At 39.4% G+C, this 21,150-nt stretch carries 17 protein-coding genes; 1 reads left to right on the top strand and 16 read right to left on the bottom strand.

Annotation, left to right across the window (positions count from 1 at the left end; all coding sequences use genetic code 11):
• Positions 1 to 15 precede the first annotated feature (15 nt).
• From JBW_RS01545 to JBW_RS25540, 11 genes are all read right to left on the bottom strand, one after another.
• A complete protein-coding gene (locus JBW_RS01545) occupies positions 16 to 741 on the bottom strand; it encodes an SAM-dependent methyltransferase (protein ID WP_007961351.1) in 726 nt (241 codons plus the stop codon).
• A 133-nt stretch (positions 742 to 874) separates the two neighbouring features.
• Positions 875 to 1,150 carry a CD3324 family protein gene (locus JBW_RS01540; RefSeq protein WP_007961350.1) on the bottom strand — a complete coding sequence of 92 codons (276 nt, stop codon included), beginning with the start codon at positions 1,148 to 1,150 and terminating at the stop codon, positions 875 to 877.
• A gap of 241 nt (positions 1,151 to 1,391) precedes the next feature.
• Positions 1,392 to 1,982 (bottom strand): GNAT family N-acetyltransferase, encoded by a 591-nt coding sequence (locus tag JBW_RS01535; protein ID WP_007961349.1) that lies wholly within the window; start codon positions 1,980 to 1,982, stop codon positions 1,392 to 1,394.
• Positions 1,983 to 2,083: 101 nt separating this feature from the next.
• Positions 2,084 to 2,266, bottom strand: coding sequence for a hypothetical protein (locus JBW_RS01530; RefSeq protein ID WP_007961348.1), 183 nt, complete (start codon positions 2,264 to 2,266; stop codon positions 2,084 to 2,086).
• A 135-nt stretch (positions 2,267 to 2,401) separates the two neighbouring features.
• The gene (locus JBW_RS01525) at positions 2,402 to 3,628 is read right to left on the bottom strand and encodes an SLC13 family permease (RefSeq protein WP_007961346.1); all 1,227 of its coding nucleotides are present in this window, start codon (positions 3,626 to 3,628) and stop codon (positions 2,402 to 2,404) included.
• 262 nt (positions 3,629 to 3,890) lie between these two features.
• Positions 3,891 to 4,175 (bottom strand): TfoX/Sxy family protein, encoded by a 285-nt coding sequence (locus JBW_RS01520; protein WP_200897006.1) that lies wholly within the window; start codon positions 4,173 to 4,175, stop codon positions 3,891 to 3,893.
• A 57-nt stretch (positions 4,176 to 4,232) separates the two neighbouring features.
• A complete protein-coding gene (locus JBW_RS25175; RefSeq protein WP_007961343.1) occupies positions 4,233 to 4,409 on the bottom strand; it encodes a hypothetical protein in 177 nt (58 codons plus the stop codon).
• A 244-nt stretch (positions 4,410 to 4,653) separates the two neighbouring features.
• Positions 4,654 to 4,893: a DUF255 domain-containing protein gene (locus JBW_RS25170; RefSeq protein WP_045820593.1), complete on the bottom strand. Its 240-nt coding sequence runs from the start codon at positions 4,891 to 4,893 to the stop codon at positions 4,654 to 4,656.
• A 79-nt stretch (positions 4,894 to 4,972) separates the two neighbouring features.
• Positions 4,973 to 5,389 (bottom strand): carboxymuconolactone decarboxylase family protein, encoded by a 417-nt coding sequence (locus JBW_RS01510; RefSeq protein WP_007940067.1) that lies wholly within the window; start codon positions 5,387 to 5,389, stop codon positions 4,973 to 4,975.
• An 86-nt stretch (positions 5,390 to 5,475) separates the two neighbouring features.
• Complete coding sequence (locus JBW_RS01505; RefSeq protein ID WP_007933104.1) at positions 5,476 to 5,901, bottom strand: VOC family protein; 426 nt, start codon at positions 5,899 to 5,901, stop codon at positions 5,476 to 5,478.
• A gap of 142 nt (positions 5,902 to 6,043) precedes the next feature.
• Positions 6,044 to 6,250 carry a hypothetical protein gene (locus JBW_RS25540; RefSeq protein ID WP_235334114.1) on the bottom strand — a complete coding sequence of 69 codons (207 nt, stop codon included), beginning with the start codon at positions 6,248 to 6,250 and terminating at the stop codon, positions 6,044 to 6,046.
• Between JBW_RS25540 and JBW_RS26160 the strand changes: the two genes are divergently transcribed.
• Positions 6,195 to 6,365, top strand: a complete 171-nt coding sequence (locus JBW_RS26160) for a hypothetical protein (protein ID WP_419177837.1) — start codon at positions 6,195 to 6,197, stop codon at positions 6,363 to 6,365. The genes JBW_RS25540 and JBW_RS26160 overlap by 56 nt on opposite strands.
• 302 nt (positions 6,366 to 6,667) lie before the next feature.
• Here JBW_RS26160 and JBW_RS01500 read toward each other — a convergent pair whose 3' ends face one another.
• The 5 genes from JBW_RS01500 to JBW_RS01480 all read right to left on the bottom strand — a co-directional run bounded on the left by JBW_RS01500 (position 6,668) and on the right by JBW_RS01480 (position 21,087).
• Positions 6,668 to 7,255 (bottom strand): LysE family transporter, encoded by a 588-nt coding sequence (locus JBW_RS01500; RefSeq protein ID WP_007961341.1) that lies wholly within the window; start codon positions 7,253 to 7,255, stop codon positions 6,668 to 6,670.
• 156 nt (positions 7,256 to 7,411) lie between these two features.
• Positions 7,412 to 8,326 carry a LysR family transcriptional regulator gene (locus JBW_RS01495; protein ID WP_007961339.1) on the bottom strand — a complete coding sequence of 305 codons (915 nt, stop codon included), beginning with the start codon at positions 8,324 to 8,326 and terminating at the stop codon, positions 7,412 to 7,414.
• A gap of 133 nt (positions 8,327 to 8,459) precedes the next feature.
• Entirely contained in the window at positions 8,460 to 9,647 is a 1,188-nt protein-coding gene (locus JBW_RS01490) for a serine hydrolase (RefSeq protein ID WP_007961337.1), read from the bottom strand.
• Between the two features lie 337 nt (positions 9,648 to 9,984).
• On the bottom strand, positions 9,985 to 11,538 hold the full coding sequence (locus JBW_RS01485; RefSeq protein WP_007961336.1) for a phytoene desaturase family protein: 1,554 nt from the start codon (positions 11,536 to 11,538) through the stop codon (positions 9,985 to 9,987).
• A gap of 144 nt (positions 11,539 to 11,682) precedes the next feature.
• Positions 11,683 to 21,087 carry a non-ribosomal peptide synthetase/type I polyketide synthase gene (locus JBW_RS01480; RefSeq protein WP_007961334.1) on the bottom strand — a complete coding sequence of 3,135 codons (9,405 nt, stop codon included), beginning with the start codon at positions 21,085 to 21,087 and terminating at the stop codon, positions 11,683 to 11,685.
• Positions 21,088 to 21,150 lie beyond the last annotated feature (63 nt).

Raw genomic sequence — 21,150 nt, 5'->3', positions numbered from 1 at the left:
CTATCGCTCATGTGGTCAAATGACTTTAGCAATCAACTGAACAAGATTAAAATACTTTCCGCCCTCAGCCTCCATCATTTTGATGTCCTCAGCGACAATGGGATGATTACCGGTCTGCCATTCTTTCCACGCCTGTCTGCAACAGGCCATTTCGCGGCTGTCCACCATTTCAATGCCCTCGGCCCTCTTCCACAAACCTTTCCACCAATCAAGAGAGTGCAGGGTTCTTTCCATCTCGCTATTCCAAAACGGCTGCATATCATCGGGAACATTTTTCCCAAATTCGTATTTTAAGCCGGGAATAGCCACGGCGATATAGCCGCCCTTTTTCACAAAAGGAATGAGCGACGGGAGCATTTGGGCCGTATCACCGAAATAATGGTAAGCGTCCACAGTAAACAACAGGTCAAAATATCCGTTTGCGAAAGGCAATCCTTTGGTCGCGTCTACTGAAATCGGAACGGCTTTATCGTCAATCCCTATAGATTTGAAACGCTCATAGTTTTCAGTCGGTGAAATCCACAAGTCGGCGGCGAAAACTTTTGCGCCGTATTTTTGTGTCAGCAAGAGCGTGGAAAGACCGCACCCACAACCGAGGTCAAGTATACGCATATTCTCATTGACGCTTAGGCATGACGCTAATTCCTCTGCTACTCGCATGGCATTAGGCCCCATCATGGTAGCTTTCAGAAATTCCATGTTATTCTGACTGGAAATAAATTGATTTGTAAATGTGCACATAATATTCTTCCTCCGTTAATCCTTTATCTTGCTGCTATAAATCAATTATAGTAGTTATATTATTACAATGCACCCTACAAGATCATTCAGAAACAAGAAAGCGACACGGCAAAATCACCATGTCGCTCTCACTTTAGCATTGACTTTTCATATCAGCCAATATTTTGTAGATTGTTTTGGGTGATAAGTAATTACAGCTTGCAATATCCTCAACCGAAATACCGTCTTGATACTGGGAAAAAATTATCTCGTTGCGTTCCTGAATATATTGCCTGCTGTTTTTCACTTCCCCCCACTGTTTTTTATTCTCTGCCTTTCGTGGGATATAAATATATTCACCGTCAATATACTGTTGTATTGTTTCTAACAAATCGGCGGGAAATACACTAACTGCGTTCTTGTAGCCCATTATGCTCCTCCTAAAATTGTAGTTTTAGGATTGAGCAAAGGCTATCTCACAGCATGTTTGTTATGCGATAGCCTTTGCTCCGCATAACACCGACTCCAAATAATATAGGATCATAAGCCAATTTCCTTTCTTAAAGATTTTACCTTTCCCGATTTTCACCTTTTGCAAACGACAACTTACATCTTCACAACTATGACCCAACCAATCATTACAATTGGGACAGAAATTACAATCGTATTTATCAAAGGATACTTACACGCTTTTTAAGCAAACCCGCTTGCGCGTTCTTAGATCGCGGTAGGCTCATTTCTTTCCATTCCCTTTTCAAAATGGCGTATTCAAACGTATTTTCGTACTTCGGTGTTCCATCTGGGTTTTGAATGAAAGATATAAACTCTATAAAGTATGCTTCTCTACGCATACCGAGCCGCTCACAGAGTTTTTGTGAACGAACATTATAATCTTCCACGTAAGCATAAATCCGTCTTGCATTCTTATCATTAAATAGAAAATTTAGAAATGTCCTTGCTGATTCGCTTGCGTATCCTTTTCCTTCGTATTTTTCATTAAACTGCCAACCAACGCTATAGGTATCTGGTTCATCTTTTGCTGCGAATAAATTCCCGATAACTGTATCATTTTCTTTCAAACAAACGGCGAACTGTGATTCATCTATACTTCTTAGCTTAATATCGGCAATAGCATCTTCAAATGTGTTGAGCTTTTCATTAAGGAAACAATTTACACGTGGGTGGGAGAGATAATCCCATAATCCCGCTGCGTCATTCTCTTTGAAAGTTCTTATAACCAATCTTTCTGTTTCAATTCTCATCACAATGAATACCTCCTTTTTGTCAAATTAAAATCCATATTTTCAGGGTAAGTTCTGGTTATATATAACCGCCTTATAAATATCTGAATAACCCTCAACATCTATTTAAATGCATCAGGTAAGATGATGTCATCAATTTTTTCAAGCACCATGCAAGAAAGAACATCACCCTTATACCCGCTTTGTTCCAGATATACCAAAATTGTAATCAAATTCATCTGACAAAACATATCATAGCCAAACCACTCGATTCCACATTGGTGATAAGTTACCTCATAAAACAAAACCTCCACCTAGTATATAATGAGATTCTGCTTCTGTTACACTAATTTAATAGGTGGCGGCGGTTGGAACCAATCCAAATCCACCTTTTCCCTCTAGCATAATCTTAGATGTGTTTTCATTTCTCATCACTAAAATCATCTAATAAAGATCAACCACAAATATCCGATAAAGGTAACAAGTAGCGTAAGAGGAAAACCTATGCGAAAATACTCCCGTGCGGTAATATAGACATGATTTCGTTTGGCAATCTCTACTACAATCAAGTTAGCAATAGATCCAGCAATTGTGAGATTTCCGGCAAGAGTTGAAAATAAAGCTAAAGCCTTCCACCATACTTCTATCTCGGTATCTGGAATAAGAAAACGAATTAATAACACCGCAGGGACATTGCTTACCAAATTAGATAAGCCAACGGTTACTATAGCAAAAACGCCTAAGTCGTTCACTTTTGAAAAAGAGAATTGATCAAAAATATAAGAAACTAATCCACTTTCTTCGACTCCAGCAACAATAATAAAAAGGCCAATAAAGATAACCAGCAGGTTAAAATCCACACTGGCATACACTTTATTCGGTTCTACTCGTCGAGTCATTAAAGATACTGCTGCACCCAAGCTGGCTACCAATGCCAAATCATAACCAAATAAATACATAATTAAGATAAATGTCAATATCAATAAACTTTTGATAATCAAATACATATGGGCATTTACGGGAATTTGCTGACTCTTTCTCCAACCGCCATGAAGCTCTTTACGATAATAGAATGCAATCACGATAAAAGTACAAAACAGCCCTAAGATTGCTACAGGAGCTGCAGTGATAAAATAAGACAGAAATGACATCCCTGACAAACTGCCCACTAGTATATTTTGTGGATTGCCTAGTAAAGTCGCAGCACTGCCTATATTAGAGGCCATGGCAACCCCCAAGAGATGTGGTACTGGATTGCAATCAATTTTCTGGCAAAGAAGTAGTACAATGGGCGTAAACAGCAGGCAGACAATATCATTAATCGCAAAAGCAGAGAGAGCTCCGCTTACCAAAATAATAGCAAACAACAAGCTGTTCTTATTGGATACCACCCGCAGCAGATTGTTTCCCACAAACTCAAAAAATCCAGCTAATTTCAAATTTGCTACTAGAATCATCATTGAAAATAAAATGATGATTGTTTTATAATCTACCGCCGCAGTGGCTTTATCAGATGATAAAACACCCGTTCCTATCATCGCTACCGCTCCAATGATAGCAGCTCCCGCACGATCTACTCTAAAAAAGGGGCTTTTTCCCAATGTAAAAATCACCAATACAACTCCTAGAATTAGCCCCGCCAATATCATATGTAAGGAATGTTCCATTACTACCTCGCTTTGCGTTGTCGCCGTACTTCATAAAACTAAACCTCTACCTAATATATAATAAGAGTAAAATCTATTATATATTAGGTGGAAGAGATATTCAATTGGTGAAATACCAGATAGTTGGATAATAAGTTGAGAGTAGGCGTTCCATACTTCTGATGCCAAATCATTGAATTCACTAGCCATTTTTCTACATTCTTCCTGAGAATAACTTACGAGTCTATATGGGACGCCGGGACAGGTTCCTTCTTTATAAATTTTATTTGCTAAATGCATTAAAAAAATTTTTCAGCTCCGCTTTCGTTTCTATTGGAAGCTGGTTCTTCTTAACACCCAGGATAGCCCCTTCCAACGCATATAGCCGATGGATACAGGCGGAAGGATCTATTGCTCGTACTTTTAACCAAGCTTGCTTGCTGCCGCATTCCTTCAATTGTTCATAGGTTGTAATTCCCACATCATTGAGTTGTTTTTCAACTATTTCTCCAATATTGGGCAGATCAGATAAAATTCCCATCATATTCACCTCTAATGATAAATTCACCGCTAATGAGTCGGTGACGATTCCTTGACTCGCACATCTATTGTCTGACTACTATTATTATTTCGTATAGACATTTAATCCAATCTTTATATCATCATTACTAGGTATCGATTGGTTCCCCTCTGTGCTTGCAATAATGATTGATTTACCACTACTTGACTTGCCAAATCGCTTGGATAAATCTACCCTTATTGTTAAAATATCTCCCTCAACGACCATATCAATATTCTTCATGCTTATACCTCCATTTTCCCTGTGATTGCACCTGTCTAAAAGAGACAGCTTATATTTTACTACTATGTCAAACCTGAAAGAGACCCATAAATCTACTAACAAGGTAGATTATGGGTAGCTTCTCTTTCATAAATGCTAAATCCTTCTATATTTTTTCATTATAAGCAGTATTTTGCCAAAGCAATTTTCTGTTTTAGGTTTCTGTGGACACGGGGATGGACACATGGACGGTGGTTCAGTCTTACTAAAAATCAAAAGGAAATTCTACCGAGTCAGTTATAAGACGTAACCACCGTCCTATTGTCTTATATCCACTACTGAAGAATACTGGCTTATCTTCCCTTTTTGCTCTTTCAAATGCTTCATCACCCCAAGGGTGCCAATCTACTGAATTGTAGGCGTGTTGGAGCAGATAAGTACTCTTCTCATTTATTAACCGATTTGAGCTTTTGTCCACAAAATCACCCCTATTTTTCAGTTCCATTACATAACATATTCTTATTTATTATGTACAAAAAAAGTATCAGTAATATCCTGATACTTTGGTTATTTTCTCTATTTAGTTATGCCATTAATTCTTGTAATTTATCAAAAGCAAATCTAGCGTTCGGATAAGTAATAGAACCTCCAGCAATTACACCAATTTTAATAGCTTCAACAATTTCGCTGAAATTTGCTTTTGCATTTAAACAACCTTCCAAATGGTATAAAATACATTCATTACATCTAGTTGCAAGTGAAATGGCCAAACCCATAAGTTCTTTATGCTTCTTACTAATTGCTCCATCTGCATACACTTTATCATCCAGCTTACCAAATTCAGCAAAGAAAGAATCTGCTTCAACCATCACTTTATTATATTGCAGTCGATATTCTTTCATTTCTTCTACCGTCAATATAATCCCCCCAAAAACCAATAATTCATTTATTATATTACTTATTATTCCACATACGTAACTATATCCCTCTTTTAATGCCATTTAAACTATTGGCTATGTTTAGATAATGTGACAATTTTAATGGAAGCCAAGATTAATCGTGAATTTCCTCTCAATTTCGTGATTTTCTATAACAACGCAAAATGGGCACTCTCGATAATTGATTTCATTTGACATAAGCAAAAAGGGTGTCCGACGGGGTCAAGCATAACTCTCCAATTATTAGAAAATTGCTCATCTGCGATTGTTGCTCCACAATGAATTGCATATTGAACTGCTTTTTCTAAATCATTAACGGCGAAGTCTATATGTGCCATTTGCTGTTGAGCTTCAGGCTCTTCCGGCCACACAGGCGGTTTATACTCAGGATTCCGTTGAAACAATATACAAGGATATGTTCCCTGATTGGTTCCTGGAGCGTATACACATGCCCATTCTTCATCGATAAACATTATTTCCCACTTGAGCAACGCCGCATAAAATTTTGCTAATTCATGCGGTTCTTTGCAATCCACCGTAAATGAGTACATTTTGATTTTCAATTCATCATCCATAACGCTAATACCTCCTAATGTAAATAATCCGCTCTACAAATTCCTATTTATCGCTCACAATTTTCTACTATTGTGTCTAAATTTAATTATACAACATAGTAGAGTAAATTTCATATTCATAACCCCATATAAATCAAGAGTCCTAATGACTAAAAAAAGGACTTCCAGCCACATGGTTTGGTATGATGGTGAGTTTATTGGGAATAGGAGTCATTTCATGGGGAGAATCAGGCTCACTCATCGTTATAAACAGCGGCACATTTCTCGTTTTTCTGGCTGCCTTTTCGCAAAGTATGTATTTCATTTTGCAAAAATTATTATTATTGCGATACTCTAGTTTTGAACTCATCTGTTATTCGATATGGATTGGTACTATTGCCCTGCTTCCCATGAGTAGCAACTTACTTCACAGCATTCAATCAAACTCGTTTTGGGAGTTATCATTGCTAAGTACTGGAGAATAGTATTTGACAACTATCTAGAGAACGTCTATAAAAACTAAATTGGAGAATTAGGTGCACCCCGTTCATCGATCTTGTTACAACTAAAAAGTGCCTAACTCTTAACTTTGAAGTTTAGGCACTTTCGCTTTGAGCAATTATACAGCTCTCTCTCTGGCTAATCTCAAAAATGTTACTTTTATGGACATGGCACCAATGGCACCTCCGTCCCCTTTGTCTTTACGTTCCAGGACTAAAGCCTAATACGTTCTATAGGTTGGCAAAATAAATAGCATGTGAAAAAGAAATTTCCTAACCACGACCTATTATTGAAATGCCAGTTGAAATGCACATTCTAAAAGAGTTATCGCCAAAATCACATTCACTACTCTAAAATGTTTGCTATATGCTTTTTGAAATACTGCCCCAAAGAATATCCAAGTTGTGGTTGCTATACTACCCATAGTGGCGATAATCATCTCAAACAGCATAAGCATCCCCAATGATGTATAATAAGGAACAATATACCCTGTCAAAGCAGTAATGCCGAACATATATATTTTTACATTTACAAATTGTAAGATGAAGCCAATCCAAAAAGACGGCTCTTTATCTTCCGCCTGCTCGTTTGGTTTGCTAATTGCAACCTGAATAGCAAGCCAAATAATATAGATAGTACCCACATACTTCAATACATCCATTATTGGATGTATAAACTGGTCTAACCCAAACACAAAAAACGCACATAAAGCCTGCACGCAATAATAACCTGCAAAAATCCCCAAAAACAATTTTTTCCCTTTTCTCCATCCATAGTTAGTCATCGTATTTAGTGCCAGAATATTTCCTGGCCCAGGCGTAAATGCGTTAATAAGTGCAAACACTATAAACGAAACTATCGCGTGCATCTCCATGTTTTCTGTACCTCCATTTTATTACAAACCTACTGTTCCAAATTATTTAACAACATGTAGAATTATATATCCCTCTTCTGTTATAGTATAATTCCAAAAAAATATAGCCAGATATAGTTTTAAACTATATCTGGCTATATTGCATTTTTAGACAATTCACTGATTTTTTAGCTCCTCTGCAATTTTTCTCAAGGCTTCCAAGTATATTTCTCCTAACTTTGTCAAAATAACATCCTTGTGAATAATAACACCCACCTTAATTTTTTCATCAACATTGAGCGGTACAGAAACGATTTGCTCTCCATGTAGATATTTAGGAAAAACTCCAGAAGATATGGTATACCCATTCAAACCAATCATGAAATTAACAATGGCTGCGCGGTCACTAACTTTAATACTTTTTTTTACACTTCGAGTACTTAAAATTTCTTCAGCAAAATAAAATGAGTTATACGCTCCTTGTTCAAAAGAAAGACATGGATAATTTTCTAATTCTTCTAGTTCAACCAACCTTTTATCTGCTAATGGATGCGTGTTGCTGACAAACACATGGGGTTTTGCCATAAACAGTTCTGAAAAACTAATATTACTTTCCCTTAATAATTTCAAAATGACATTCTCATTATAATTACTCAGATAAATAACGCCTAACTCACTCCGTAAAGTTTTTACATCCTCAATAATCTCATAGGTTTTGGTTTCGCGAATAGTAAATTCATACTCAGAACCACCAAATTTTTTTACAAGTTCCACAAAAGCATCCGCCGTAAAGGTATAGTGCTGGGTTGAGATACAAAAGCGCTGTTTTGCAGGTTCTGCCCTTAGATATTTTTCTTCCAGCATATCAGATTGTTGAATAACCTGCCTAGCATATCCAAGGAATTCTGCTCCTTCATTAGAAATATTTATTCCTCGGTTACATCGAATAAATATAGAAATTTCAATCTCCTTTTCTAACTCCTTAATGGCATTAGATAAGCTAGGTTGAGATATAAAAAGGCTTTTAGCCGCTTCGCTAAACGACCCCTTGTCCGCAACTGTCAAAGCATATTTTAATTGTTGTAAAGTCACCTTGCTCACCCCATTTCATTATAAGGGCTCTCCTTCGTAAACGGAATAACATTGCTAAATAAAAATTTTTCCTTATGTTATTAAAATAGACATGGTTAAGACCCTCTGCGCCCACTCTTCCTAAAATAATAAATTATTCCCCAATCCCAATAATAGTTCTACCAGCAGTCACAATAGCACCATTAGGAATATATTTATTCAACAGAATGACTACCCCAAGCTTTTTTTCAGGAATAATGGCAATATAGCTTCTAAAGCCTCCTGTTCCGCCGGTTTTATCCAATAGTACATTGGTCTTATAGATCTGCTGCTCTTTAGGTAACCAATTAACAGGCAGTGGTCCTAAGTTGAGATTTTCTGGTTCGTGCTTTAAATTGTCATCTTGCAGGGAATGTACTTGCCAAACTAGACCTTGCTGCATGCTGCCAATGTCAACGCGCGGCGTTTGAGTATTGTGCATAGCTTTTTTGATATTCTCCGGCGTATTAGACAAGCCGACAGCAGCTGCTAAAAATTTAGACATATCGCTGATTGTAGCTTTGAGGCTATATGCACCAGGGAAAGGAGCATGACCATAATCGAAATGTGGGGCTGTTTTACCTTCAGCAGAATAGCCCTGAGCGTAATTAGCCTGATATTTTTCTGCAACTTCCATTCCTAATGGTGTCATGGCTAACGGCAACAGTATCTTTTCTTTAATTAATTCGTTTATAGAATTATGATTTTGTTTTTCTAAGACCATAGCTGCTAAGCCAATGCCTACATTAGAATATTGCCATTGGCAGCCGATAGCTTTCTCCGGCTGCCATGTGGACAAATATTCTGCTGTTTTAGCCTTATTGGTAATTTGTTCGGACAAATTCAATGGAAAACCGGCGGTATGCGTAAGTAAATTAATTACGGAAATTTGTGATGATGCCGAATTGTTGTCGGTAAATTCCGGACAATAGTCAGTTAACGGGTCAGATAACTTCATACTGCCGTTATCCTCAGCTTCAGCACAAAGCAAAGCTGTAAATAATTTAGTAATTGAACCAACCTCAAAGATTGTGTTTTCGGTAACAGGCTTGCCATTTGCCTGATTCATGCTGCCGAATAGATAAGTGTAAGTTTGATCGCCATCAATTACAGTAATAGCAGCCCCAGGAATATTGTATTGTTGCATTAATTTTGAGGATACCGCAGTTACTGTTGTCTTATAAGTCCCGTACTTTTGAATCCCAAAGTCTTCCCTTGTTTCTAAAGCAGCTGCATTTGCGCTAGTCATAAATCCAGAATTAGCAAGAATAATGATCATTAATATTAAAAACAATTTCTTCATTTTAAAATCCCCTACCTATTTGCTGATTGTGTTTTATTTATATAGATGCAACAAATTAGCATACTACATCTCCTCCTATACTTGATCGATTACAACTGTAGTCTATGATTAAATATTACATGTGTAATCATAACTGCCATAAAAATCGAAAATAATGGGACACGGGGACAGGTTCCTTGTCCCATTTAAAACCCTTAGGTTCTAAATTAATTAACAGACAAAACTCCTGCAAAATTCAATCTTGAACTTTGCAGGAGTTCTCGCAATCTTCGGCAACACGAACGCTTATACCTGTCTCATTGGAACTGTTCGGCGAGGCAGATGACAGTAAAAATGATTAGTCGGCAAGTTGTGCTACAAAATTCTTCTTATCGTCCTTGCAAACAAATTGAATCACATGCCGCCCCGATGAACTAGAACGTACCAGTCCTCCTAAAGAAACCCAATGACCGGCCATATAGAAATTGCTTAAACCAGGCAGCTTCATATGATGTTTTTCTACTAAGGGTTTGACATGTTCTTCTGTATCGGCAAAGGGTATCCATGCCATAACCGATCCTTCGTGATTCCCTGTATAACGTACTGCCGTCACAGGCGTGGAAACATCTATAGCCTCTATCTGATCCTTTAAACCGGGATAATGCTGCTCCATATAGTTGATAATAAAGTCGGCGACTTTTCCTTTTTCCTCTTTATAAGCAGCTCTATCATTATCGTATAATTTTTTCCAGCAATCATACTCTGAATAATAGAAAAATTGCATTACCGATTTACCTGATGGAGCAAATTCAGGAGCATGATGGCAATAATGCCGCGCAACTATACCTTTTTGGTTACAACCAAGGAGTTTAGATGGATGTTCCAAAAAATAGGTAGTACTATCTGGTTCATTAGTGAGATCTCGATTAATTCCCAGGAAAACCAATACAAATCCTTCATATATTTTATTCTCTCTGCTATGTAAGCCCTCATACAATTTTTTAATTGTATTATCCACATATTTACCATCCAGCATGTCAAAAATAGTTGTACGCCCATCAGCAGCAGATAAGACAATGTCTGCGTAATGCTTCGTACCGTCTTCAAGCATTACCCCTATAGCTTTATCATTTTCCACTAGTATCTTCTTTACAGGTGCTTCATAGACAATTTCACCACCAAGTTCCGTGTATCGTCTTTCTATTGATTTTGCTAATTCCAATGAACCACCTTCAGGATATCCCGCATTTTTTTCACACATGGCAGCTAAATTATAGCAATAGGGCATCAACGGAAAATCACACATTTTTTGCTGTAATATATATGGAAAAGCTTCTTGTAAGAAAGGATTCTTAAAACGTTTTGCGAAATCGACAATCTCAATTCCTGTACTATCCCTAAGTGCTTTGCCATATTTTTTTATAAATTTTTCCTCTATTTCTTTATTTTCATTCTCATTATATAAGGGTTCCGGCTTTAATAAAGGAAAATTCATATCTCCTGAAAAAGCCCGGATACCGTTACAAAATTCTTCTATTAACTCCCCATCTTCCGGAGATATTTCTTTCAAATGAGCCTCCAGCCTATTAGGATCTACATAAAAAGTAACACTTTGCCCCTCTCGCCCCACTACCCGGTTAAACATATTAAAAAATCGTAGTTTTTTATTTTTTAATGCTCCCAGTTCCCGCCATACCTGATTCATGTCAGTACCTAGCTTTGTTCCTAACAGCCAGTCTATACACTGATCAAAAACGTAACCTTTACGTTCCCATGCAGTGCAGCAGCCACCAGGTATAAAGTGACTTTCAAATATCTTTGTTTTATAACCGTTCATTTGACCGTAACAACCAGCAGACATGCCTGAAATACCTGCACCGATAATAATTATTGATTTTTCATTTTTCTCCAAAATTTTCTCCCCTTTATTTCTTGTTTTTCTTTAATCTAACTAATGATCACCTCAAATTTTATAAAGAAAACTTGATTCAGATGGAGTTTTAACTCCATCTGAATCTTAGTCGCTCTTAACTCCCATTTGTAGAAGATGGGAGTCTTAGAGCGCTTCAAGTATAGTACGGACAATATTAGCATTTTCGCGTACAAGTGTCTTATCCAGCATCTCTTCATGCTTACCTACACCTTGGTAGAGAGTAGCTGAGGTTTGTGAACTTCCATCCCAACTTGATTCCCGCTTCGTTCTATGCGGATCACTAGAGTTCTCTTCAATAATAAAATGTACCTTAGATTTTACCGTCCCCTTATTCATGGTTTCATAGCAAAAATTGATAAAATCTTTAGCCTGATCAAGAGTATGTTCCTGCACTACTGCTGAACCTACATGTCTTTTGAAATGCTCGGCTAACTCCACTTCAAATTTTTTCATATCTTCATCAGTAGGAGCAAAGGTTCCATCAATCCTGTACGAATCCATGATAATCACATTAGAAACCTCTTTACCCCTGTTTTCAAGTTCTTTGCAAACTTCAAAGGCAAGGTTCCCACCCAAGGAATAACCAAGCAGTATATACGGACCTTCCTTCTCATAGCTTTGAATCATGTCCGCATAACGCTTAATCTTATCTTGCTCCATCATGTAATTAAAGGACACGAATGTAACATCATTCATACTGTCAGCCATACTACTATAGACCAGACTGTACCCTCCGGCAGGCGGAAAAGAGTACACTACCCTTTTTCTTGAGGGATTATACTCGATATACGGCTCGGCTCCTTTTTCCTTACCAGTAACAATATTCTCGACTACCCTTGCCATATCTCCCAGACTAGATGCTTTAAATAACTGACTTACGTTAATCTTAATCTTAAACTCATTTTGTAAGTGAATCATTAATTCTACCAAATAGAGTGAGTTACCACCCAGATTAAAGAAATCATGTTGCAGTCCTACCTTACGTACACCTAAAATCTTCTTCCAGACTTGAGCCACCCTCAGTTCATATATTGTTTGAGGTTCACTTACAACTTCACTCTCCTCTGTATAATTCGGCAATGGCAGAGCATTTATATCCACCTTCCCGTTATGTGACAGAGGAAACTGCGTTACCTGTATAAAGTAGGAAGGTATCATATAACTTGGCAGCACTTCACTTAACATACCACGTATCAATTTCTTGTCTACCTCACTGACGGAAGGGATGTAATAAGCACAAATCACCTTATCCCCATTCTTATCATTCTTAACGGCGGCAACCCCTTTGCTTATACCTGGGCAATTTGTTAAATGTTTTTCGATCTCACCAAGCTCCACGCGATATCCTCTTATTTTTATCTGGTTGTCCACACGCTGTAAGATATGGATATTTCCCGATACATCCCATTTTGCCATATCTCCTGTCTTGTAAAGCCGGATTGGGGATTGGCCATTTATAGAATGTAGTATGAATCTTTCCTCTGTTAACTCCGGCTTATTGATATATCCCAAAGCTAGACCTGCGCCGCCTATATATAATTCACCTGGTATACCTACAGGCACAGGATTCATAAATGGATCCAAAATGAATACTTGTGTATTCGGGAGCGGTTTTCCAATAGGCACCGTGCTGCCACTTTCAAAAAATTCAACATCTCCTTCAAAGTAGGTGCTGTCAATCGTGGCTTCGCTTAATCCATAGGAGCTAATCACACGAGTATTTTCCCCGCAGTAAGACTTCAGCCAACTAAACTCGTCAACCGTCCATGTGTCAGATCCAACAATCACAAGGTTCATAAAATCAAGTTTTTTTCCGGCAGACTTCATGAATTTTATCAGGTTTCTTATGATGGAAGGGACAAACTCGGCACAATCCACCTTCTCCGCTACCATAATTTCATACAAAAGTGGAATGTTGAGCATTATCTCTCTGCGGCATAACACCAGCTTACCTCCTGAGCAAAGAGCCCTTGCAAAGTCCCCGTAACATACGTCAAATGAAAAGCTGGCCATCTGCAGGTGGCTGCTTGTTTTTTCCAGCAGATGAAACTCGGTTTCCCAATCCTTATATACGGAAACAAAGCTTTGATGAGTTACCATGACTCCCTTTGGCTGGCCTGTAGATCCTGAAGTATATACAACATAGGCTAGGTCAGAGGGCTTACTAATATTATCCAGGTTGTTTTCTTCCTCACCTTCAATATTAGCCTGTTCGGTATCTACGCATATGGTACGTCTGGTTCCACAATCCAATGCTTCTTTGAGCGAAGAATGACTGATGATGACCTGGGCGGCCGAATCATCCATGATATAAGTCAGCCTGTCTTTCGGATAATTTGGATCTAATGACACAAATGCACCACCTGCCTTAAGTATAGCCAGGAGGGATACTGCCAGTTCCGTCGATTTATCCAAACAAACTCCAACAACCGTATTTGGCTTAACCCCAACCTTTTGCAGATACCTGGCAAACTGATTTGCCTTCCTATGCAATTCATCATAGGAAAGATAATCCGTCCTTCCATCTTCGTAGGGTACGCTTAATGCTATGCTATTCGGTTTTTGCGATGCTGCTTTTTCCATTAGTGCATGTATGCTAGAATCAGTTGCAAATGCTCCCTTGCCACCACTCCAATGTCCCAAAATGGTAGCCCTTTCTTCTTTTGTTAACACATTATACTTTGAAACCTTTGCCTCAGGGTCTTCAATTATTTCCTCTAAAAGAGCATTATAATGTCCTGCCATCCTGGCAATGGTAGCCTCATAGAACAGATCGGTGTTGTATTTAAATGCTCCGTGGAATTCTCCATTTTCTTCATATATAGACATGGTAATATCGAACTGACCTTCCTCTTCCGGAATGGCAAGGTAATGCACAGGTAAGGCAACGTCCGCAGCAATACTATTTCCATCTACTCCGACCTGCTCCAGCCTATGTACCAGATAAACAAACATCACCTGAAAAATTGCCGAGCGGCTAGGATCATGTTCCAGACTCAGTCGATCTACCAGAAGGGCAAAAGGATACTCCTGGTTTTCCAACCCTGCAAAAACACTACCCTGAACTTGTTTTAATAATTCCTTGAAAGTTGGATCTCCTTCAAAGCTGGCACATAAGGGCAGCGGATTTACGAAATAACCGTACACCTTTGATAAATCAGGATTCGTCCTTCCTGCAACAGGACTACCTATAATAACATCATTCTGTGTGGAGTATTTGTGCAGCAGAATATAGAAGGCACTTAAGAGATTCATGTAAACGGTAGCTCCCGTTAGTTTGGACACGTCCTTAATACTCTGTGTCAATTCCTTATTTATCGTAAATACATAAGAAGCTCCATTACTTGTCAATACCACCGGACGCGGCTTATCTGTAGGCAAGTTCAATATAGGCATTTCTTCCGGCAGATGATTTCTCCAGTAGTTGAACATCTTTATCCCTTTGGAGCTGTTTACAAACCTGTTTTCCCATTCGACAAAATCCTTATATGTAGCAGTGGGAGGTGGTAACTCAACCATTTTACCTAGGGCGTATTTTTCATAGAGCTCCTGCATTTCATTAATGAACATATAATTGGACCAGGCATCTGAAACAACATGGTATATGCTGATGGCAAAGTAATAGTCCTGCTCAGACTGCTTGTATAATGTAATCCTAAATAGGGATCCCTTCTCTAGGTTAAACGGTTTTCGATTGTCAGCAATTACCATCTTTCTGATGTCGCTCCACTCCATTCCCGGAACATCAACCACTTCTATTTCTTCCTTCCTGGAAGCATAAACTCTTTGATAAGGCTCTCCACCTTTAATGAAAAAGTTAGTTCGCAGGCCAGGATGTCGCTGAATCACCTCTCTAACAGCTTTGCGTAACGCTTCAATATCTATCTTGACTGGTATATGCAGGCTTCCGCCTATATTGTAGGCGGGACTATCTGGTAGCAACTGGTTTATAAACCAGATGGCTTTCTGTCCGTAGGAAAGAGGATATTCATCTACCACCTTCCCTTCCTCACCAATTCCAGCCTGATCTAGAGAATCAAGAAGTCCCCAAGCATCAGCTACTTCAGCCGTTACCGCAGCCGCTGCTTCATTTTCAGCTTCCCCTATGGATTCACTTAAGCCTTCTAATAATGCTTCTGCAAGTTGCATAATCGTTGAGCCGCTTAAAAGTTTCACAATCGTGAGAGAATGTCCGAAATGGAAGGCAATCTTATTTCTAAGCTCCGTAGCCATAATAGAGTCGATACCCAGTGCATTCAGCGAGCTATTGGGCTCAACCTGCGATGGTTTACAACGTAATACTTTTGCAATTAACTCTGTTAACTGTTCTTCTACAATCACCTTACGAAAAGCTTCGTCAGCATTTTTAAACAAGATTTCAAAACTTACATTATCCCCATCATTTTTGTTATCTTCTTTTTTAGCAAGATGGGCGAATAGCGGCGGCTCCGAGGGATACCAAGGAAGCGCCAGCGGCCAATCAACTTCACATACCATGATCTGGGAAACATCCTGTCCTATTACCCTGTCGAGAATATTCATTCCAACTTCAGGAAGAATGCAGTTCATTCCCCGGCGCAGCCTGTAATGCTCAATTAAATCCAGTTCCTTAACCATTCCTGTTGCCCACGGTCCCCAATTGATACTCAGAGCAGGAAGACCATTTGCCCGCCTATGATGCGCCAAAGCATCCAAAAATGCATTTCCTGCCGCATAGTTGGTTTGTCCTGCCGTTGTTACCAAGTCGGCTACAGATGAAAACAATACAAAGTGTTCAATCGGTTCGTCCTTAAGATATTTGTGTAATAAAAAGGAACCATATACTTTGGGATCGTAAACAGAATCAAATGTTTTTGCATCCATTTTTGATACAAACTTATCATTTACTGTTCCAGCTGAATGGATTATGCCTCGAATTGGAGGATATCCCATTTCTTTGAATTGTTTAAAATACTCAGCCACCTGCAACTCATTCGTAATATCCACACTTGCCAGAAGTACATCGGCTCCTAAGGATTCAAGTTCCTTTATGAATGCGATTTTTTCAGCATTGCCGGTTCCTGGTTGAACTGTATTCCATTCCCCTCTGGAAGGGATTTTCGTTCTGCCCATAAGTATCAACCGTCTTGCACCGTGTTTCACCATGGTACGCGCAACCAATTGTCCCAATGCACCAAATGCCCCCGTGATAAAATAACAACCGTCACTCCTGAATCGGGTAGGCAGCGGCTTCGTCAGGTTTGATGCATAATGCAACCTTGGCACATAACGCTTTTCACCACGAAAAGCAATCAAATCCTCTTTATCCCCACTTATCATCTCATTAAATACATTGAGAGCATCCTGTTTTAGCCGCTCTGGGCTAGCAACAGAGTCCAGATCAATTAAGCCTCCCCAGTTTCCTACCAATTCCTGCTGTCCAAGAACTCTTCCTACTCCCCATACAGGCGAAGCTGCAGCGCATATATCACCTGTATCTTCACCAACAACTTGGGCCCTGCGCGTTACAATCCAAAGTTTTGCAGGAATCTCCAGATCTCCAATTGCCCTAGCTATTTGCAAGATGGAATAACAACCCAATTTTTTTATTTTTTCTATATCGGCTAGCTCCATACTTTCAAGACTGGGAGCCTCCAGATTCCACAAATGGACTATTCCTTTGCATTTTCTATTCTTATCTTTGAAAATGGTTTTGATTAAACTGCTGACCTCACCATCAGTATCTGATGCAACGGTAGCTAAACTATTACTATTGTTAATAGTGATACCGTCTCCTGGATAAACGAGGCAACAATACTCTCCCTTTTGTTTTAATAAGCCTAAGAGTTCTTCCGCCACCCCTTGTTTATCTGCAAAGATAAGCCACCCACTATTGTCTTTACCAGATATATTTTCAGTCTTTTCCCCCACTATAGAGCGCTCTTGCTCCTGCCACTGTACATCATACAGCCAATTGTCAATCGTACTCAAGGATGCATTACCTGATGCCTGATCAACCCCTTGAGCAAAAAACCCTTTAATTTCACCAATTGCATTTCCGTCTTCATCATATAGATAGATATCCCCTACCAATTTATGAACGTCACTATCAGTTATCCTGGCATATGCCCATATTGGCCCTGTATGTCCTTGGGTAAGTCTGATCTTTTCAATAAAAACCGGAAGCCTGATTGCCATTTGTTCTGCACTGCTGGATTTTGAAAACTCAGCAGTGATCAAAGTTTGAAAGCAAGCATCGGTTAGCGTAGGATGAAAAAAGTACCCTGCTGCGTCCGCCAAAACTTCTTCCTTCATTTGAATTTTTGTCAGTACTTCATTTGCCCCGATCCAAAGATCTTTTATTCCTTGGAAAGAGTATCCATAATGATAGCCCATCGCTCCCAGTTTTTCATAACACTCCTTATCAGACATATAGTTTGCCAGTTTCGTTTTTAACCCGTCAATATCAATCTTCGGTGCAATTTGTGTATTCTGAATAACATGTGCTTTACCATAGGCATGAGAAACAGCAGTATTGTTTTCATCTTCATAAGTAACAATCTTAAAGGTGGACTGTTCTTTATCTAAAAGGAATTGCGCCTTAGGTTCCTGGGATTCGGGGAGGAATAATGCCTTTTTAAATTCAAAACCTTCAAGAGAAAAGGTTCCAGCTCCCAGTAGTGAACTTAAAGCACTAAAGGCCATCTCTATATATCCCGCCGCAGGGAACACTACACTTCCCTGTATCTGGTGATCCTTGAGATATGTGATTTTTTCCGCACTAATGGATTCCTCCCATGATGGTTCAGGGGCAAACAAACGAAATCCAAGCAAAGGATGGTCTTTCTGGCCTAACCGAGCCTGCTCAATATCCCGTGGTTCTGTCCAGTAGCGATCTTTTCTCCATGGATAGGTTGGTAATCGTGTGAACTTTCCATTTGGATATAAGGTCTGCCAATTAACAGGGAATCCCATAACATACAATTCTGCAAGAGATGTAAAGACTCTCTCCTGTTCCTTCTCTTTTCGCCTTAAACTGCACAGTATCTTGCCGTCTTGTTTCTTATCTACCATAACTTCAGATATAGAACCAGCTAGTACGGGATGGGGGCCAATTTCAAGAAACACTCGATACCCATCATCCAATATTTGATCAATAGCTTTTGTAAACAGCACAGTTCCTCTTACGTTTTGCCACCAGTATGCAGCGTCAAGCTCTGTCCCTTCAACAACAGCCCCCATTGCCGTTGAATAAAGGGCAACTTTAGTTTTTTGAGGTTTTATATCATGCAGCGATCTCAACAATTCCTCTTTAATAGGTTCCATATAGGCACTATGAAAGGGTATTTGCACCTGAAGAAACTTGCAAAAAATGCCTTGCTGCTGCAGTGGTTTTATAAACTCACGTAAAGCCGCTTCATCCCCCGCTATAGCAACCGAATTCGGGCTATTGACAGCTGCAATGGAAATCTTATCTCCATAAGGTGCTAGTAAAGGTCCAGCCTCACTTGCAGAAAGGCCTACTGCAACCATCTTGCCTGTCCCGCTGACGGTATGCTGCAGACGGCTTCGATTCACAATTACCTTTACAGCATCTTCAAGAGTATAGACACCAGCTTCATAGAAAGCAGCAGCTTCACCTGTACTATGTCCTACAATAGCATCAGGAGTGATTCCCAAAGAACGCCAGAGGGCGGCAAGAGCAATTTGCACTGCAAAATTGGCTGTCTGTGAGATCCAGGTTTCTTCCATATGAGATTCTTTCTCACTCACATTTATTAGCTCATGAATCAAAGACCAATCCACCCATTTAGACATTTCCCTGTCGCATTTTACTATTACCTCACGGAATACAGGCTCCTTTTCAAAAAGCTCACGACCCATGGCCCACCACTGTGGCCCCATTCCTGTAAATACCCAGACAAGATTCCTCTTATTTTTTTCCCACTTTTTACCTTTCACTATAGAAGGACTTTCTTCCCCTGCAATGCACATATTAAGTTGCTGCAACAAATCTTCTTTTGAAGAATAAAGCACGGCCATTCTATGATCATGCTGTTCACGTTTTATACTTGCTGTATATCCCACATCTTTTAACGCCGGACAACTCTCATTCGCTTTCTCCAAAAGTTCTTTATACTTTTGGGCTATATCTGGTAAAATCTCCGAATCACGAGTAGAAAGTGGCAGAATGTTAGGTCTCTTCACCTCTAGGATAGTCTTGTCAAAAGTCGTCGATAGGGGTGGCTCTTGTAAAATGACATGGGAGTTAGTCCCACCGAATCCGAAAGAATTTATACCTGCCTTTGCCGCCCCTTCATGTTCAGGCCATGACTCCAGCTTCGTAGGTATCTGATATGGCCATTTATCTATCTCTATCTTGGGATTTATCTCTTTAAGGTGAAGGTGAGGAGGTATCTGGTTATTTTTCAGGCTTAGTGCCACTTTCATCAAGGCCGCCACACCAGCTGCCGATTCCGTATGCCCAATATTTGTTTTTACTGAACCGACAAAACATTTTTCTCCAGACTTTCTTCCTATACCAAGCACCGCTCCTATAGCATTGGCTTCTATGGGATCTCCAACAGGGGTGCCTGTTCCATGGGCTTCTACATATTGCAATTCTCCGGGTTGTATCCCTGCTTTAGCACATACTGTTTTAATCAGCTCCTCTTGAGCTTTGCCATTCGGAACAGTAATACCATTGGTATGTCCATCCTGATTTGCACCATCACCGATAATAGTGGCATAAATGGGGTCACCATCCTTAATTGCATCACTTAACCGTTTAAGTATAACTACACCTACCCCTTCAGCACGGGTATACCCGTTAGCACTCGAATCAAAAGCATGGGACCATCCCGTTGGCGATAAAAATCCGCCTTTTGACTCAGCAATGGTATATTGGGGGGCAAATTGCAATAGTGTCCCCCCTGCAACAGCCATAGAGCTCTCTTTGCTACGTAAGCTTTCACAAGCTAAATGAGTGGCAACCAGAGAAGAACTACACGCTGTATCTAAGGATATGCTTGGTCCCGTGAAATCAAAAATATAGGAAATACGATTTGAAACCATTGTCATCATGGCTCCAGTAGCTGAATGAGCAGCAAGATTATCATGCCTCTTTCCACCCCATTGCAATATTTTCCAATCAGAAGTAAATGCCCCGATAAAAACACCAACAGGTTTTCCTGCTAACTCTCCTGGTTTTTGCCCTCCATCTTCCAATGCTTCCCATGTTACTTCCAGCAGTTTTCTCTGCTGAGGATCCATATATTCTGCTTCCCGAGGTGTAATACCAAAGAATGTAGGGTCAAATTCATCAACACCATCAATATACCCACCCCATTTAGATAGAAGTTTTCCTGGAATCTCTTTATTGGCACTATAGAAAGTTGATGCTTTCCAGCGGTTTGACGGAATTTCAGAAATGCAATCGATACCGTTTTTGAGAATCTCCCAGAACTCTTCAGGATCATTAGCACCTCCTGGTAAACGGCAACCCATACCTATTATGGCAATCGGCTCATAATTTTTTGGTTGATTCATATTTTTTACCTCTTTTCATTTAATTAATTGATTCTGCTGTGAAAAGTACAAGGGTGATGATGC

Origin of the sequence: Pelosinus fermentans JBW45, from assembly GCF_000271665.2 — a bacterium.
Lineage (GTDB): Bacteria > Bacillota > Negativicutes > DSM-13327 > DSM-13327 > Pelosinus > Pelosinus baikalensis.
Note: the sequence above shows the minus strand (reverse complement) of the source record. Positions and strands in the feature narration are given on the sequence as shown.